The organism is Paucibacter sp. XJ19-41, assembly GCF_028462495.1.
Taxonomy (GTDB): Bacteria; Pseudomonadota; Gammaproteobacteria; order Burkholderiales; family Burkholderiaceae_C; genus Roseateles_E.
Genome location: NZ_JAQOWX010000020.1, coordinates 49117 through 63989, shown reverse-complemented (window position 1 = coordinate 63989; position 14873 = coordinate 49117). Strand labels below are relative to the sequence as shown.

Annotated in this window: 11 protein-coding genes; 5 read left to right on the top strand and 6 right to left on the bottom strand. The window is 70.6% G+C overall.

Annotated elements, in window-relative coordinates; translation table 11 throughout:
* Window positions 1-219: 219 nt before the first annotated feature.
* Together PO768_RS07645 and PO768_RS07640 are read left to right on the top strand one after the other, a co-directional pair.
* Window positions 220-2616: a PAS domain S-box protein gene (locus tag PO768_RS07645; RefSeq protein ID WP_442953198.1), complete on the top strand. Its 2397-nt coding sequence runs from the start codon at window positions 220-222 to the stop codon at window positions 2614-2616.
* Window positions 2613-5402 (top strand): ATP-binding protein, encoded by a 2790-nt coding sequence (locus tag PO768_RS07640; RefSeq protein ID WP_272645574.1) that lies wholly within the window; start codon window positions 2613-2615, stop codon window positions 5400-5402. The genes PO768_RS07645 and PO768_RS07640 overlap by 4 nt, the downstream gene beginning before the upstream one ends.
* On the opposite strand, the gene PO768_RS07635 is transcribed toward PO768_RS07640, so the two are convergent.
* Window positions 5399-6496 carry a DNA glycosylase AlkZ-like family protein gene (locus PO768_RS07635; RefSeq protein WP_272645573.1) on the bottom strand — a complete coding sequence of 366 codons (1098 nt, stop codon included), beginning with the start codon at window positions 6494-6496 and terminating at the stop codon, window positions 5399-5401. The genes PO768_RS07640 and PO768_RS07635 overlap by 4 nt on opposite strands.
* A 60-nt stretch (window positions 6497-6556) precedes the next feature.
* On the opposite strand from PO768_RS07635, the gene PO768_RS07630 reads away from it, so the two are divergent.
* Window positions 6557-7237 carry an alpha/beta hydrolase gene (locus tag PO768_RS07630; protein WP_272645572.1) on the top strand — a complete coding sequence of 227 codons (681 nt, stop codon included), beginning with the start codon at window positions 6557-6559 and terminating at the stop codon, window positions 7235-7237.
* Here PO768_RS07630 and PO768_RS07625 read toward each other — a convergent pair.
* On the bottom strand, window positions 7223-8173 hold the full coding sequence (locus PO768_RS07625; RefSeq protein WP_272645571.1) for an AraC family transcriptional regulator: 951 nt from the start codon (window positions 8171-8173) through the stop codon (window positions 7223-7225). The genes PO768_RS07630 and PO768_RS07625 overlap by 15 nt on opposite strands.
* A gap of 135 nt (window positions 8174-8308) precedes the next feature.
* Here PO768_RS07625 and PO768_RS07620 point away from each other — a divergent pair, with 135 nt between their 5' ends.
* The gene (locus tag PO768_RS07620; RefSeq protein ID WP_272645570.1) at window positions 8309-9379 is read left to right on the top strand and encodes a porin; all 1071 of its coding nucleotides are present in this window, start codon (window positions 8309-8311) and stop codon (window positions 9377-9379) included.
* Here the strand turns inward: PO768_RS07620 and PO768_RS07615 are convergent.
* On the bottom strand, window positions 9367-9795 hold the full coding sequence (locus tag PO768_RS07615; RefSeq protein WP_137943587.1) for a MerR family transcriptional regulator: 429 nt from the start codon (window positions 9793-9795) through the stop codon (window positions 9367-9369). The genes PO768_RS07620 and PO768_RS07615 overlap by 13 nt on opposite strands.
* Window positions 9796-9856: 61 nt before the next feature.
* Between PO768_RS07615 and PO768_RS07610 the strand changes: the two genes are divergently transcribed.
* Entirely contained in the window at window positions 9857-10915 is a 1059-nt protein-coding gene (locus PO768_RS07610; RefSeq protein ID WP_272645569.1) for an MBL fold metallo-hydrolase, read from the top strand.
* 255 nt (window positions 10916-11170) lie between these two features.
* Here PO768_RS07610 and PO768_RS07605 read toward each other — a convergent pair whose 3' ends face one another.
* From PO768_RS07605 to glyS, 3 genes are read right to left on the bottom strand one after another with little or no spacing between them, the layout of a single operon-like run.
* Window positions 11171-12007: a M48 family metallopeptidase gene (locus PO768_RS07605; protein WP_272645568.1), complete on the bottom strand. Its 837-nt coding sequence runs from the start codon at window positions 12005-12007 to the stop codon at window positions 11171-11173.
* Between the two features lie 13 nt (window positions 12008-12020).
* The gene (gene gmhB / locus PO768_RS07600; protein ID WP_272645567.1) at window positions 12021-12641 is read right to left on the bottom strand and encodes a D-glycero-beta-D-manno-heptose 1,7-bisphosphate 7-phosphatase; all 621 of its coding nucleotides are present in this window, start codon (window positions 12639-12641) and stop codon (window positions 12021-12023) included.
* A gap of 46 nt (window positions 12642-12687) precedes the next feature.
* Window positions 12688-14871: a glycine--tRNA ligase subunit beta gene (gene glyS, locus PO768_RS07595; protein WP_272645566.1), complete on the bottom strand. Its 2184-nt coding sequence runs from the start codon at window positions 14869-14871 to the stop codon at window positions 12688-12690.
* Window positions 14872-14873 lie beyond the last annotated feature (2 nt).

The window sequence follows — 14873 nt, the reverse complement described above, 5'->3', positions numbered from 1 at the left end:
CTGCAATGGGGTCAGGTCTGGTGGTCGGCGCCCGACGGCCGGCCCATCGAGCCGCTGTGGCTGCGCCGCGCCGCCGCCTTCGTGAGCCAGGCCCGCATCGCCCACGCCCGGGCCCCGGGCTTCGAGGCCACCTGGTTTGCCGGCATCGATGTCAACACCTCCTTCGGCTACCCCTGGATCTCGACCGACAGCATTCTGCAAAGCCTGGGACTGAGCAGCATGCGCGAGCTGGCCGGCTTGCGCGCGCTGGCGGCGCAGCGCACCCGCGCGCGGCTGGCACGCCAACCGGCCGATTCGCACTGGGGCCCACCATATGCCAGCCAACTGGCCGGCCATCTGGTGGTCTCGCACACCGCACCGGTGCATGCCGGCGGCGAACTGGTCGGCGAGGTCTCGCTGGACTTCCGGCTCGACGCGCTGCAGGCCGGCGTGCGGCAATGGGCCCAGCCGCAGGAGCGCGCCTGGATCGTCGACAGGGCCGGCCATGTACTGGCCGATTCGCAGCAGCCCCTGCTCGGGCCTAGCGGCCCGGGCCAAGGCGACCAGCATGTCANCAGCCAACTGGCCGGCCATCTGGTGGTCTCGCACACCGCACCGGTGCATGCCGGCGGCGAACTGGTCGGCGAGGTCTCGCTGGACTTCCGGCTCGACGCGCTGCAGGCCGGCGTGCGGCAATGGGCCCAGCCGCAGGAGCGCGCCTGGATCGTCGACAGGGCCGGCCATGTACTGGCCGATTCGCAGCAGCCCCTGCTCGGGCCTAGCGGCCCGGGCCAAGGCGACCAGCATGTCAAGACCGCCTGGGCCGAGCGTGCGCCGGCCGGGCTGGGCGAGGCCCAGCTGCAGGCCGCGCTGGCGGCGGCCGGCGGTCGCGTGCGGGCCGGTGACTGGGTACTGGTGGCGGCCGGCCGGCCGGACTCGCCTTGGCTCTATGTTTCGGCCACCCCGGTGGCCGAGCTGCGCCAGCGCATCCTGCCCAGCCTGCTGCCCCATGCCGCGCTGGCCCTGGCCCTGCTGGCCAGCCTGCTGATCGGCCAGTGGCTGCTGGCGCGCCACTTTGTGCGCCGCCAACATGAGCTGATGCGCCGCGAGCGCGGCAGCGAGGCCCGCAAGTCCGCCATCCTCGATCATGCGCTGGAGGCCATGGTGTCGACCGACGAGCAGGGCCGCATCCTTGAGTTCAACCCGGCAGCCGAGGCCATGTTCGGCCGCAGCCTGGCCGAGGTGCGCGGCGCCGACGTGGCCGACATCATCATCCCCGAGCGCCATCGCGAGCGCCACCGCACCGGCATGGCACGGCTGCGCGCCGGCGGCAGCCCGGCCCTGCTGGGCCGGCGCCTGGACATGCAGGCGCTGCGCCGCGACGGCAGCGAGTTCGCGGTCGAGATGGTGCTGTGGCGCAGCGAGCTGGAGGGCCAGGAGCACTACACCGCCTCGCTGGTCGATGTGTCGGAGCGGCTGCAAGCGCGCCAGGAGATCGAGCGCCAGCGCGAGTCGCTGCGCCAGACCGAGAAGCTCGGCGCGATGGGCAGCCTACTGGCCGGCGTCGCCCACGAGCTAAACAACCCGCTGGCCATCGTGATGGGCCGCGCCAATCTGCTGGAAGACAAGCTGGCTGGCAGCCCGCTGCAGGACGATGCCCAGCGCATCCGCGAGGCCGCCGAGCGCTGCGGCCGCATCGTGCGCACCTTTCTGAACATGGCGCGTGCCAAGCCGGCGCGACGCGCGCCGGTGGCGCTCAACGACATCGTCCACGCGGCCGCCGACATGCTGGGCTACACGCTGCGCAGCCACGGCATCGCGCTCGAGCTGCGGCTCGACCCGCAGCTGCCCCAGTTGATGGGCGACGCTGACCAACTGGGGCAGGCGCTGCTGAACCTGCTGATCAATGCGCAACATGCGCTCGCCGGCCGGGACGAGGCGCGCCGCATCACGGTCAGCACCGGTGTCGAGGTGCGCCGCACGGGCCGCGAGCCGCGCATCTGGCTGCGCGTGCAGGACAACGGCCCGGGCGTGCCGCCGCAGGTGCGCGAGCGCCTGTTCCAGCCCTTCTTCACGACCAAGGCAGAGGGCCTGGGTACCGGCCTAGGGCTGTCGGTCTCGCGCTCGCTGCTGCGCGAGCATGGCGGCGACCTGCTGCTGGAGCCCAACGGCCAGCTGGGCGCCAGCTTCCGCCTGAGCCTGCCGATCAGCGGCGAGCCCGAGCCGGACGGCGAGGCGGCCGAGGCGCCGGCCGAGGCGGACAGCCAGGCCCTGCGCCTGCTGGTGGTAGACGACGAGCCCGAGCTGGCCGCGCTGATGCGCGAAACGCTGGAGGGCGCCGGCTACGAGGTCGCCACCGCCGAGGACGGCGCGGTCGCACTGGCCCTGCTGATGGAGGCGCGCTTCGACGCCATCGTCAGCGATCTGCGCATGCCCGAGGTCGACGGCGCCGAGCTGTGGCGCGCCGTCCAGGCCCTGCAGCCCGCGCTGGCGGCGCGCATGCTCTTCGTCACCGGCGACATCCTCTCGCCGGCCGCCGCCGAGTTCCTGAAGGAATGCGGCTGCCCCGCCCTGGAGAAGCCCTTCCAGCCCGATGACCTGCTGGCCGCCGTGCGCCGCCTGGAGCCGCTGCCATGAACCCACCCACCGGACTCTCCACCGATCTGCATGCCAGCAGCGCCGCCCGGCTGGTGCAACGCTACCACCGCCTGCTGTGGCTGGTCAGCCTGCCGCTGCTGCTGCTGGTGCTGCTGCTGGGCCTTGGCCAAGGCCTGGCCGCGCACCGCAATGCGGTCGGCGAACTGGAGCGTGGCGCGGCACGGCAGCGCGCGGCGCTGCAGGCGCTGGCGCGGGCCGCCGAGGAGCATGTGCAGGACCTGCGGCGCTTCGCCGAGCGTGAGCTGATCACACCGGCGCGCGCGCCCGACGCGCTGCTGGCCGAGGCGCTGCGCGCGCGCGACGGCGGCTACACCCTGGACGAGCTGCCGCAGTTGCTGCAGCCGGGCCTGGCCCAGCTGCTATGGCCAGGCGACGAGCGGCCCGAAGCGGCGACGCTGTGGCGGCTGCAGGCCTTTGCGACGCTGGCCGAGGCCGCCCACAACCGCTATGCCGATCTGGCCCGCTCCTACTGGCTGGCCTGGCCACAGCGCCATGCCCTGCTCTACCCCTGGCTGCCAAGCGGCAATGTGCTGCTGGGCCTGGGTCGGCCCGAGCTGGGCGGCGCGCTAGACGCCTGGTATGCGCAGGCCGAGTTCGGCGCCGCCACGCCGGAGCGCAACAACGCGCAGCGCAGCTTCTGGCTGAGCCGCGCGGCCGAGGGCCGGCTGGTGCATGGCGCGCCGGTCTATGCCGGCGAGGAATTCCGCGGCCTGGTGGCCACCGAGCTGCGCCTGAGCGATCTGAGCCGTGCCGCCAAGCTCACGGACGGCGGCTGGCGCTGGTGGCTGCTGGGCGAAGACGGCCGGCCGATTCTGCAAGACCGGCCCGGCGCGCTGCCCCATGGCCCCGAGGTACTGGAGCGGGCCCTGGGGCTGGAGGGCCGCGCACTGGCCGACCAGGGCCAGCGGCTGCTGGCGCTGCCGCTGCGCAGCGCGCCCTGGACCCTGGTGGCCACGCAGTCGGAGGCCGCTCTGCTGACCCGCATCGCGCCCGAGCTGCTGCCCTTCGGCCTGATCGCCTGCGGCCTGCTGGCCCTGATCCTGCTGGGCCAGTGGCTGCTTCGCCGGCGTGTGATCGAGCCGGCGCTGGCGGTGATGCGCTATCTGTTCGAGCGCTCGCGCGACGCGGCCACGCCCGAGCCGCAGCTGAACGCGCGCTGGCAGCCCTGGGTCGAGGTGGTCAGCGCCACCTTCGCCGCGCAGCAGGAGGCGCGCGAGCGCGAACGCCGCAGCGAGGCCTACAAGTCCGCCATCGTCGACCACGCGCTGGCCGCAATCATCAGCACCGACGAGAGCGGCCGGGTGGTCGAGTGGAACCCTGCGGCGGCTGCGATGTTCGGCCACCCGCGCAGCGCGGTGCTGGGCCGCGCGGTCGGCGAGCTGATCATTCCCGAACGGCTGCGCGCGGCGCACGAGGCCGGCATGGCCCGGGTACGCGACAGCGGCGCGATGCTGCTGGCCGGCAAGCGCCTGGAGATGAGCGGGCGGCGCGCCGACGGCAGCGAGTTCCCGATCGAGATGGTGCTGGCCCGCACCGATGTGGCCGGCAGCCACCACTACACCGCCTTCATCAACGATGTCAGCGAGCGCCAACAGGCCGCGCAGGAGATCGAGCGCCAACGCGAGGCCTTGCGCCAGAGCGAGAAGCTGACAGCGATGGGCAGCCTGCTGGCCGGCGTCGCCCATGAGCTGAACAACCCGCTGTCCATCGTGCTGGGTCGGGCCGCGCTGCTCGAAGGCAAGGCCGCCGGTGGTGCGCTGGGCGATGACGCGCGCCGCATCCGCGAGGCCGCCGAGCGCTGCGGCCGCATCGTGCGCACCTTTCTGAACATGGCGCGCGCCAAGCCCGAGACCCGTGCCGCCGTGCCGCTCAACGAACTGGTGCGCGCCGCCGTCGAGCTGCTCGGCTACAGCCTGCGCTCCGGCGGCATCACGCTGGAGCTGGCGCTTGCTGCCGACCTGCCCGAGCTGCCGGCCGATCCCGACCGGCTGGGCCAGCTGGTGATGAACCTGATCGTCAATGCCCAGCAGGCGCTGAGCAGCCAGGACGGCGAGCGCCGCATCCGCATCGCCAGCGGCCTCGATGCGGACGGTCAGCGGGTCTGGCTGCGCGTCGCCGACAACGGCCCCGGCATCGCGCCGGGCCTGCGCGAGCGCATCTTTACGCCCTTCTTCACGACCAAGGGCGCCGGCGAGCTGCAGGGCACCGGCCTCGGGCTGGCGGTGGCGCGCGGCGTCGCGCGCGAGCATGGCGGCGAGCTGCTGCTGGAGGACACGGCCGGCGGCGCCAGCTTTCTGCTGCGCCTGCCGCTGGCCGGCGGCACCCAGCCGGCCACCGCCGCACCGGCACCGATCGCCGACGCACCCCAGCAGCTGCGCATCCTGGTGGTGGACGACGAGACCGAGCTGGCCGCGCTGATGCGCGAGGCGCTGGAGGGCGCCGGCTACGAGGTGATGACGGCCGAGTCCGGCTTGGTGGCGCTGGAGCTGTTGGAGGAAGCGCGCTTCGAGGCCATCGTCAGCGATCTGCGCATGCCCGGCATGGACGGCGCGGCACTGTGGCGCGCGGTGCGCGAGCGCCAGCCACAGCTGGCCACCCGCATGCTCTTCGTCACCGGCGACACCCTGAGCCCCGGCGCGGCCGAGTTCCTGCGCGAGGCCGGCTGCGCGGTGCTGGAAAAACCGTTCGCGCCGGCCGAGATGGTGGCGCGGGTGGCCGCGCTGACCAGCGCCACGGCGCCACGGCGCCATAAGACGCTGGATTAAGGCGGCGCCAGCCCCAGGAACTCCGCCATGCGGGCCAGCTCGGCCTGCAGCGCCTGCGCGTGGCCGGCCTCGCGCGGCGGCCTACCGGCGACATAGGCGATCTGGGCCTGCAGCCGCCCGTCCACCGCCGCCAGATTGCCCCAGCCCAGCACCTGGCCGCGCCACAGCAGCGGCAGCGCGTAATAGCCGAGCTTGCGCTTGGGCGCCGGCGTGTAGGCCTCGAAACGGTAGGCCCAGCCCCAGAAGCGCTCGAAGCGCAACCGGTCCCAGACGATGGGGTCGAAGGGCGCCAGCAGGCGCAACTCCTCATCGAACTGCCAGCGCCGTGCGAGCGGATCCTCGCCCTCGGGCCAGAGCCAGACCAGCCCGTCCAGCTCGACGCTAGGTAGCCGCTCGCGTGCGTGCGGCAGGGCCTGTCTGATCTCTGCGTGCAGATGCGGGGCGCCGTAGCCCAGATGGCTGCACAGCTGGCCCAGGCTGCGCGAGGGCAGCGGCGCGTACTTGGCCAGCACCAACGCTATCAAAGCCTGGGCCTTCTCGGCCGGCTCGCGCGGATCCGGCGGATGCGCCACCGCAGCATAGACGCGCAGCCCCTGCTCGCGCCGCACCACCCGCAGCAGGCCGCGGTAATGCATGCCGTCCAGCAACTGCGTCACCGCGTTCGAACTGCCGCCCCAGGCGTTGCGGGTGCTGCCATGGTCGAACTCGGCCTGCACCTGGCGCGGGTGGGCCTCGCCACAGGCGCGCACAAAGTCCAGCACCGCAGCGGCGCGGCGTTCGGTCTCGCCATCCCAGCGGCGCTCGGCCTGGCGCGGATGCATCAGGCGCAGATGCTCGCGCGGCAGAAAGCCGTAGTTGACGAGGCAGTCCTCCTCAATCTGGAGCCGCGCATAGCGCCGCTCCAGATCGCCGACCCGGTAGTCGCGCACCCGCAAGCGCAGGGTCAGGTCTTGCGCACGGGCCGGCGCGCGGATCGGGTCCGCCTGCACAAAGCCCAGGCGCCGGATCGCCTGCGGCAGGCTGGTCGGCTTGAACAGGCTGCGCGCCACCGCGTAGCGGCGCAGATCGTCCAGCGTGATCGCTTTCTTGGCCATGGCGGGCAGCTCCAAAACTGTTTATTTGTCCAGTATTTTAATTTGCGTAGCATCCGGTCCATGACACTGGAAACCCTTGAACTGCAAACCCCCGCCGAACCGAGCGCCAGCCTGATCGTGCTGCACGGCCTGGGCGCCGATGGCAGCGACTTCGTGCCTGTCTGCGAGGCCCTGGACCTAGGCCCGCTGCTGGCGCAGGGTGGCGGCCTGCGCTGCGTGCTGCCGAACGCGCCGGTGATGCCGGTGACCATCAACGGCGGCTACCGCATGCCGGCCTGGTACGACATCCGCGGCACGGCGCTGGACCGCCAGGAGGACGAAGCCGGCCTGCGCGCCTCGCAGCAGGCCATAGCAGCCCTAATCGCGCGCGAGATCGAGCGCGGCATCCCGGCCTCGCGCATCGTGCTGATGGGTTTCTCGCAGGGCTGCGCGATGGCCTTGATGACGGGGCTGCGTCACCCGCAGCGCCTGGCCGGCATCATCGGCCTGTCCGGCTATCTGCCGCTGCTGCCCAGCACGGCGGCCGAGCGCCACCCGGCCAATGCCGACCTGCCGATCTTCCTGGCCCACGGCCTGCGGGACCCGGTCGTGCCGCTGGAGCGCGCCCACGCGGCCCGGGCCGAACTGGAGCGCCTGGGCTATGCGCCCGAGTGGCACGACTATCCGATGGAGCACTCGCTGTGCAACGAGGAGGTCTCGGACCTGAACGCCTGGCTGCTGCGGGTGCTAGCCCCGGCCTGAACGGCGCCCCGGCAGCTCGCCATAGCGCTGCCGGTAATAGGCCGCGAAGCGGCCCAGATGGGCAAAGCCGCAGCCCAATGCCACCTCGGTGACGCTGAGCTCCGGGTCGGCCAGCAGGCGTGAGCGCGCCGCCTCCAGACGCAGCTGGCGCAGCACCGCCATCGGCGCCATGCCCAGGGTGCGGTGGCACAGCAGGTTTAGCGAGCGCAGGCCCAGGCCGGCCGCAGCGGCCAGCGCGGCCAGGCTCAGCGGCTCGGCCAGATGGGCGCGCATATGGCGCTGCAGCGCGGCCAGGCGCGCGCCGTCGCTGTCGGCCTCGGCCGGCTCGATCCCGAGCAGGGCGGCCGGGCCGCGATGGGCCTGCACGAACAGGGCGAGCGTGCGCTCGTAGTGGTCCAACCAGCCGGCATCGGCCTGCTCGCCCATGTCCAGCGCGCCCAGCAGGCCCTGCAGCAGCAGGGTCCATTGGGCATTCAATGGCGCCGACCAACCCTGCAGCGGGGCCAGGTCTTGCGCACCGGCGTGGCTGCGCAGCAGCGCGCCGGGCAGTTTCAGGATCAGGCGCTCAGCCCCTGCCGAGCAGCGCAGCCGCACGCGCCGGCGCGGCGCCAGCACGGCGGCCTGGCCGGCGCGCAGCCCCAGCATCCGGCCGTCGACCTCGATCTCGGTATGGCCGCGCAGCACCAGATGCACCAAGGCGAAGTCGTCGAAGGGCACGGAGTCGATCTCGACGGCGGCGCCATAGCGCAGGCCATAGAGCTCCAACTGCGGCGACTGCAGCTTGAACAGGGCCGTGTCGGCCGCGCCGCCGCGCCAGCGCAGATCGTGGGCGCAGAGCTCGCGGGCCATCAGCGCATGGCTGGCCACCCGCGCCGGCGAGCGCAGCACGCAGCGCCGGTACAGCGGCGCCAGATCGAGGGCTGGGGTCGGGAGCATGCGCGTTTATAGGCCAGAGTGGCCGCTGCAAGAACTGGATTTGCCCTAGGGCAGGCGCTGCAAAAAGCGGCTAGCGGCCGCCCTGCTCGCTGCGCAGAATCGGCCGCCATCCCTCCCAACGCAGACACCCACACCATGCATGCACGCCTCGCCCTCATCGCCCTGCTGCTGGCCGCCGGCAATGCGCAGGCGCAGAACGTCACGATCTACGGCATTGCCGACCTGGCGGTCGAGCACCTGACCCGTGTCAACGCCGCCGGCGACTCGATCCAGCGCATGCCCAATCTGAGCGGCTCGGTGCCCTCGCGCCTGGGCCTGCGCGGCAGCGAAGACCTGGGCGGCGGCCTGCGGGCGATCTTCCAGCTCGAAAGCGGCATCGGCATGGACACCGGCGGCCTCGGCAACGGCGGCCGCTTCTGGGGCCGCATGGCTTTTGTCGGCCTCAGTGGCTCCTGGGGGACGCTGAGCCTGGGCCGCATGGCCAATATGACCTTCGCCGCCGCCGGGATCGAAACCCTGGGAGGCAATCTGTACTCGAACGCCTCGCTGGACCCCTATATCCCGAACGCACGCAGCGACAACAGCATCGGCTACCAGGGCCAGTTCGGCGCTTTCAGCCTCGGCGCCACCTACAGCCTGGGCCGCGACACGGTCAACGGCCTTGGCCCGGCGGCCACCAACTGCGCCGGCGAGGCGGCAGACAGCAAGGCCTGCCGGCAATGGACGCTGATGGGCCGCTACGACAGCAAGCAGTATGGTCTGGCCCTGGTGCACGACCGCATGCATGGCGGCCCTGGCGCCACGATGGGCCTGGGCAGCAGCGCCTACACCGACACGCGCAACACCATCAACGGCTATCTGATGCTGGGCCAGACCAAGCTGACGGCCGGTGCGCTGCTGCGCGAACGCCGCACGGGCACGAACTTCGAGTCGACCCTGCTGTTCGCCGGCGTCAGCCACCCGCTGAGCCCGCAGCTGACACTGGACGCCCAGCTGAGCCGGCTCGATGTAAAGAACAGCGCCGACGATGCCCAGCTGCTGGCCTCCCGACTGGTCTACACGCTGTCCAAGCGCAGCGCGGTCTACGCGATGGCCGGCCAGATGCGCAACCGCGGCCGCTCGGCGCGGTCACTGCGCGCCGGCGCCACCGTGGGCCTGGGCCTGACGCAGAGCGGCGTGGCGATGGGCATGCGTCAGGTGTTCTGACGCTTGCTCTCGGCCAACAGCGCTTCGCAGCGCTCCTCGTGCTGGCTGATCTCGGCCAAGGTGACCTCGATATCGTCGAGCTGCTGCTCCAGCTGGCGGCGGTGCTGGCGCAGCACTTCGAGAAAGGCGGTCAGCTGAGGCGCGGCGTCGGACTCGGAGTCATACATGTCCACCAGCTGCTTGACCTCCTGCAGGCTCAGGCCCAGGCGCTTGCCGCGCAGGGTCAGCTTCAGGCGGGTGCGGTCGCGGTGGGTGTAAACGCGGTTGCGACCGTCGCGGCTGGGTTCGAGCAGGCCCATGTCCTCGTAAAAGCGGATCGCGCGCGGCGTGATGTCGAACTCGGCGGCCAGCTCGGTGATGGTGAACAGGCGGCCGGAGCTCTCGGCGGAGGGGGTCGAGCGAGGGGCAAGGCTCATGGCTACACTGGCGCTGAAGGATGACGTTAACGTAAACGGAAGTCTAAGGCACGAGCACACCATGGCGAACCCACGCGAATCCGAACTTTCCTACCCCCTGGGCGACGCCCTGCCCGAGCCCGGCGCGGTGCTGGAGATCGCCCCCGGCGTGCGCTGGTTGCGCATGGGCCTGCCGTTCGCGCTGGACCACATCAATCTCTGGCTGCTGCGCGACGAGATCGATGGTCAGGCCGGCTGGAGCATCGTCGACTGCGGCATCAGCAGCGACGCTACCAAGGCGAACTGGGAACAGGTGTTTGCCAAGCATCTGGACGGCCTGCCGGTGCTGCGGGTGATCGTCACACACTTCCATCCCGACCATATGGGCCTGGCCTATTGGCTGACCGAGAAGTGGAACTGCCGCCTGTGGATCAGCGCCACCGACTTCCATCTGGCGCGCCTGGCCAGCGGCTCGACGGTGGGCATGGGCGGCGAGGCGGCCGCCGCCTTCTTCGCCAGCCACGGCCTGAGCGACCCGGAGGCCCTGGCCAAGATCCGCGGCCGCGCCAGCTACTACCCCAGCATGGTGCCGGCCGTGCCGAGCAGCTTCCGCCGCCTGATGGGCGGTGCCCGGCTGCGCATCGGCGGCCACGACTGGAGCTGCATCGCCGGCTTCGGCCATGCGCCCGAGCACATCAGCCTGCATTGCGAGACGCTGGGCTTGTTGATTTCCGGCGATATGGTGCTGCCGCGCATCTCGACCAATGTCTCGGTGGTCGATGTCGAGCCCGAGGCCGACCCGCTGAGCCTCTATCTGGCCTCGCTGCAGCATATGCTGGACCTGCCCACCGACACCCTGGTGCTGCCTTCGCATGGCAAACCCTTCCGCGGCCTGCATGCCCGCGTGGACCAGCTGCGCGAACACCATGACGAGCGCCTGGCAGAGGTGGCCGAGGCCTGTGCGGCCAAGCCCTGCCATGCGGCCGAGCTGCTCGATGTGCTGTTCAAGCGCAAGCTGGATCTGCACCAGACCACCTTCGCGATGGGCGAGTCGGTCGCGCATCTGAACGCGCTGTGGCTGGCCGGCCTGCTGCTGCGGCGACTCGATGATGATGGCGTGTACCGCTTCTCGGCGGCATGAGGCCTTGGGAGAGTCAGTGGCCGCCGCCGACCGCGTGAGCGGGCGGCGGCGGTCTGATCTTTGACGACGCATCCACTTTTCGGTGCAGCTGCCAGGGTCTACCCAGGAATCCTGGGGTCCGTGGTGCCACCGGGAGAACAGCAAAGACTGACGCCGGACTCAGATGCTTCGTGATGACAGCTTGTGGGACGCAGTGTGCTTGCCCGCCCGTCGCGCCACAAGCCCCCCTGAAGAGGGAGATGCCCGGCAAGGCGCTCAATCGCCCAGTTGGGGAACGGCCTCGTCACGCAGCCGCTCGCGGACCTGCTCATAGTCAGGCACGACCGAGCGCACCACCTCCCAGAAACGCGCGCTGTGGTTCATCTCGCGCAGATGGGCCAGTTCATGGGCGACCACATAGTCGATGATGGCAGGCGCGAAATGGATCAGCCGCCAGTTCAGGCGGATCGCGCCGCTGGCACTGGCGCTGCCCCAGCGGGTCTGGGCCGAGCTCAGGGACAGCCGGGTGTAGCGCACGCCCAGCGCGGCGGCGAAATGGGCGCAGCGTCGCTCGAACAAGGCCCGCGCCTGGCGCTGCAACCAGGCCTGGACCGCGTCGCGCATCTGCTCGGGCGTGACGTTGGACGGCAGGCCCAGATGCAAGACACGACCCTCGGCATCGTAGTGCGCCAGCCCGCCCAGCCGCAGCCGCAGCGGCGCGCCCAGATAGGGCAGGCTGGCGCCATCGGCCCAGACCACACGCGCCGCCTGCAGCCGCTGGGTGCGTTCGCGCTGCTCGACCAGCTTGCGCAGGATCCAGCCCTGCTTGTCGCGCAGCGCCTGCTCGATATCGGCCACGCTGACCCAGCGCGGCGCGCTGACCTTCAGCCCCTCGGCGCTGACGGTGAAGCCGATGCTTCGCCGGCGTGCGCGCCTGAGCTCGTAGCCGACGCTGTGGCCGTCCAGCAGCAGTGCCCGCTGCGAGCGCGCCTGGGGCAGCGTGGCGGCAGGCGCTGTGATGACGGGCGGCGGCGGCGACAGTGACGACTCGGCCTCGAACAGCGAGAGCTGATCCACATGGAGCAGGCTGGCCAGGCGCTTCAGCATCGACATCGCGCTCAGCCGCTCAAGCCAGCGCTCCAGGGCTGGTGTCGGGCGCCATCTGCTCGCCGCGCGCATCGGCCTTGGCGCGACGATCGCGCTGGATCAGGTATTCGGCGAATGCGCCCAGATTCGCATGCACCGTGGTGCCGGGCACCTGGGCCACCAGGGCCGCCAGCTGCGCCTCGTCGAGCGCACCGAGCCGGTCGCTGCGCAGCAGATGCGGAATGCATCCGGCGGCCTGCGCGGTCTGCAGATCGCGCAGCGAGGCACCCACCATATGGACCGTGGCCAGATCGACGCCGAAGCGCGCGCCGATCTGCTGGAGCAGGCCCGGCAGCGGCTTGCGGCAGCTGCAGCCTTCCTCGGGCGTGTGCGGGCAGAAGAAAGCCGCGTCGAGCCGCCCGCCCTTCTCGGCCAGCAGTTGGTTGAGCCGCATATGGATGGTGTTGAGCGAGGCCATGTCCAGCAGACCGCGGCCGATGCCGGGCTGGTTGGTGGCCATCACCGTGTGCCAGCCGGCGTGGTTGAGCCGGGCCACGGCCTCCAGCGCGCCGGGCAGGGGCTGCAGCTCGTCGACCGATTTCACATGGTCGTCGCGGTAATGGTTGATGGTCCCGTCACGGCCCAGGATGACGAGCTTCATGCTGTGGCTGTGGTCGGGTCGCATCGGCATACCTCGTTGGCTGGTGTCAGCTGGCCAGTCGGGACAGATCGGCGACGCGGTTCATCGCCTCGTGCAAGGTCTTCAGCAGGCCCAGCCGGTTGGCACGCAAGGCCGGGTCTTCGGCATTGACCATCACGCCGTCGAAGAAGGCGTCGACCGGGGCCTTCAGCGCTGCCAGTTCGCGCAGCGAGGCGGCGTACTCGCCCTGCTGGAACAGCGCATCGGCCTTGGGCGCGACGCCGTCCAGCGCGGCCGCCAGCTGCTGCTCGGCGGCCTCCTGCAACAGCGCCGCATCAATCCTGGCGTCGACCGCCGTCTCGCTCTTCTTCAGGATATTGCCGATGCGCTTGTTGGCGGCGGCCAGCGAGGCGGCCTCGGGCAGCGCCGCGAAGGCGCGGACGGCCGCCAGGCGCTGGCCCACATCGGCCAGGCGCTGCGGGCGCAGGGCCAGCACGGCGTCGACCTCCTGCGCGCTGTAGCCCTGCTCGCGCAGACTGCCGGCCAGGCGATCAAAGATGAAGTCGGACAGCAAAAGGGGCGTGTCAGGATTGATCGGAATAGGAACCGTGGTGCCGCCCTCTTGCCTTGTCCAGTAAACCGACACCGACCCTTCTGCAAAGCCGAGTTGGTCAGAGCCACCAACAGCCGTGCTCAACATAGCGCCCAAATCTAGCGGCAAATTGGCCTCGACCAGTATGCGAATTACGCCAAGCGCATGACGGCGCAGCGCAAACGGATCCTTGTCGCCGGTGGGCAGCTGGCCGATGCCGAACAGGCCGACCAGGGTCTCCAGCTTGTCAGCCAGGGCGACGATCAAGCCGACATCGTTGCGCGGCAAGGCATCGCCGGCAAAGCGCGGCTTGTAATGGTCCTCAATGGCCACGGCCACCGCTTCATTGAGGCCGTCATGGCGAGCGTAGTAGCCGCCCATGATGCCTTGCAGCTCGGGGAACTCGCCGACCATATCGGTCAGCAGGTCAGCCTTCGCCAGATGGGCGGCTTGATAAACCTCACCATCGTTGCGTCGACCCAATTGCTCGGAAATAGCTTGAGCAATCTTCTCAACGCGCTCACGCCGCTCGCCCTGCGTGCCCAGCTTGCCGTGATAGACCACCTTGGCAAGACCTGGCACCCGCTCGGCCAGGCTCTTCTTGCGGTCCTGGTCGAAGAAGAACTTGGCATCGGCCAGGCGCGGGCGCACGACCCGCTCATTGCCCTGGACCACCGCGCTGGCGTCGGCCGGGCTGATGGCGCTGACGACGAGGAAGTGGTTCGTCAGCTTGCCGGCGGCGTCGAGCAGCGGGAAGTACTTCTGATTGGCCTTCATGGTCAGGATCAGGCATTCCTGAGGCACGGCCAGGAACTCGGGCTCGAACTGGCAGGCCAGCACATGGGGCCGCTCGACCAGGGCCGTGACCTCGTCCAGCAGGTCCTCGTCGTCGATCGGCGTCAGGCCACCGGCGGCGGCCTGCAGCTGGCGCACGATCTCGGCGCGGCGCTCGGCAAAGCCGGCGATCACGGCGCCTTGCTCGCGCATCTGCGCGGCATAGCTGTCGGCGCTTTCAATCGTCAACTCGGGCGCGCTGGCCTCGAAACGATGGCCGCGTGTCGTGCGGCCCGATTGCAGGCCGAGGGCAGAGACAGCCACCAGATCGGCGCCATGCAGGGCGACGATGCCATGGGCCGGGCGCACGAACTTCACATCGGTCCAGCCATCTTTCAGCTGGTAGGTCATGACCTTGGGGATGGGCAGCTTGGCCAGGCTTTCGTCCAGGGCTTTCTGCAGGCCCTCGGCCAGGGTGGCACCGGGTACGAGCTGGTCCAGGAACAGGGCTTCGGTCTTGCCCTTCCCTGACTCATCAGGCAAGCGCTTGAGCAGGGGCAGCACCGAGGCATCGGCGCCGACGCCGGCCAGCTTCTTCAACAGGGCCGGCGTGGCCTGACCCTCGGCCGTCAGCGCCACCGCCACCGGCATCAGCTTCTGCTGCACGGCGCGGTCGGCGGCCTTGGGCGCCACATCCGTCAGGTGCAGGCCGAGGCGGCGCGGCGTGGCGATGGCGGTCGCTTGCGCGCCCTCGCCCACCAGACCCTGGGCCTTGAGGCTGTCCACCAGCACAGCGGCGAAGGCCTCGCCCAGCTTCTTGAGCGCCTTGGGCGGCAGCTCTTCGACAAACAGTTCGATCAGCAGGTTCTTCACAGCAGTCGTCATGG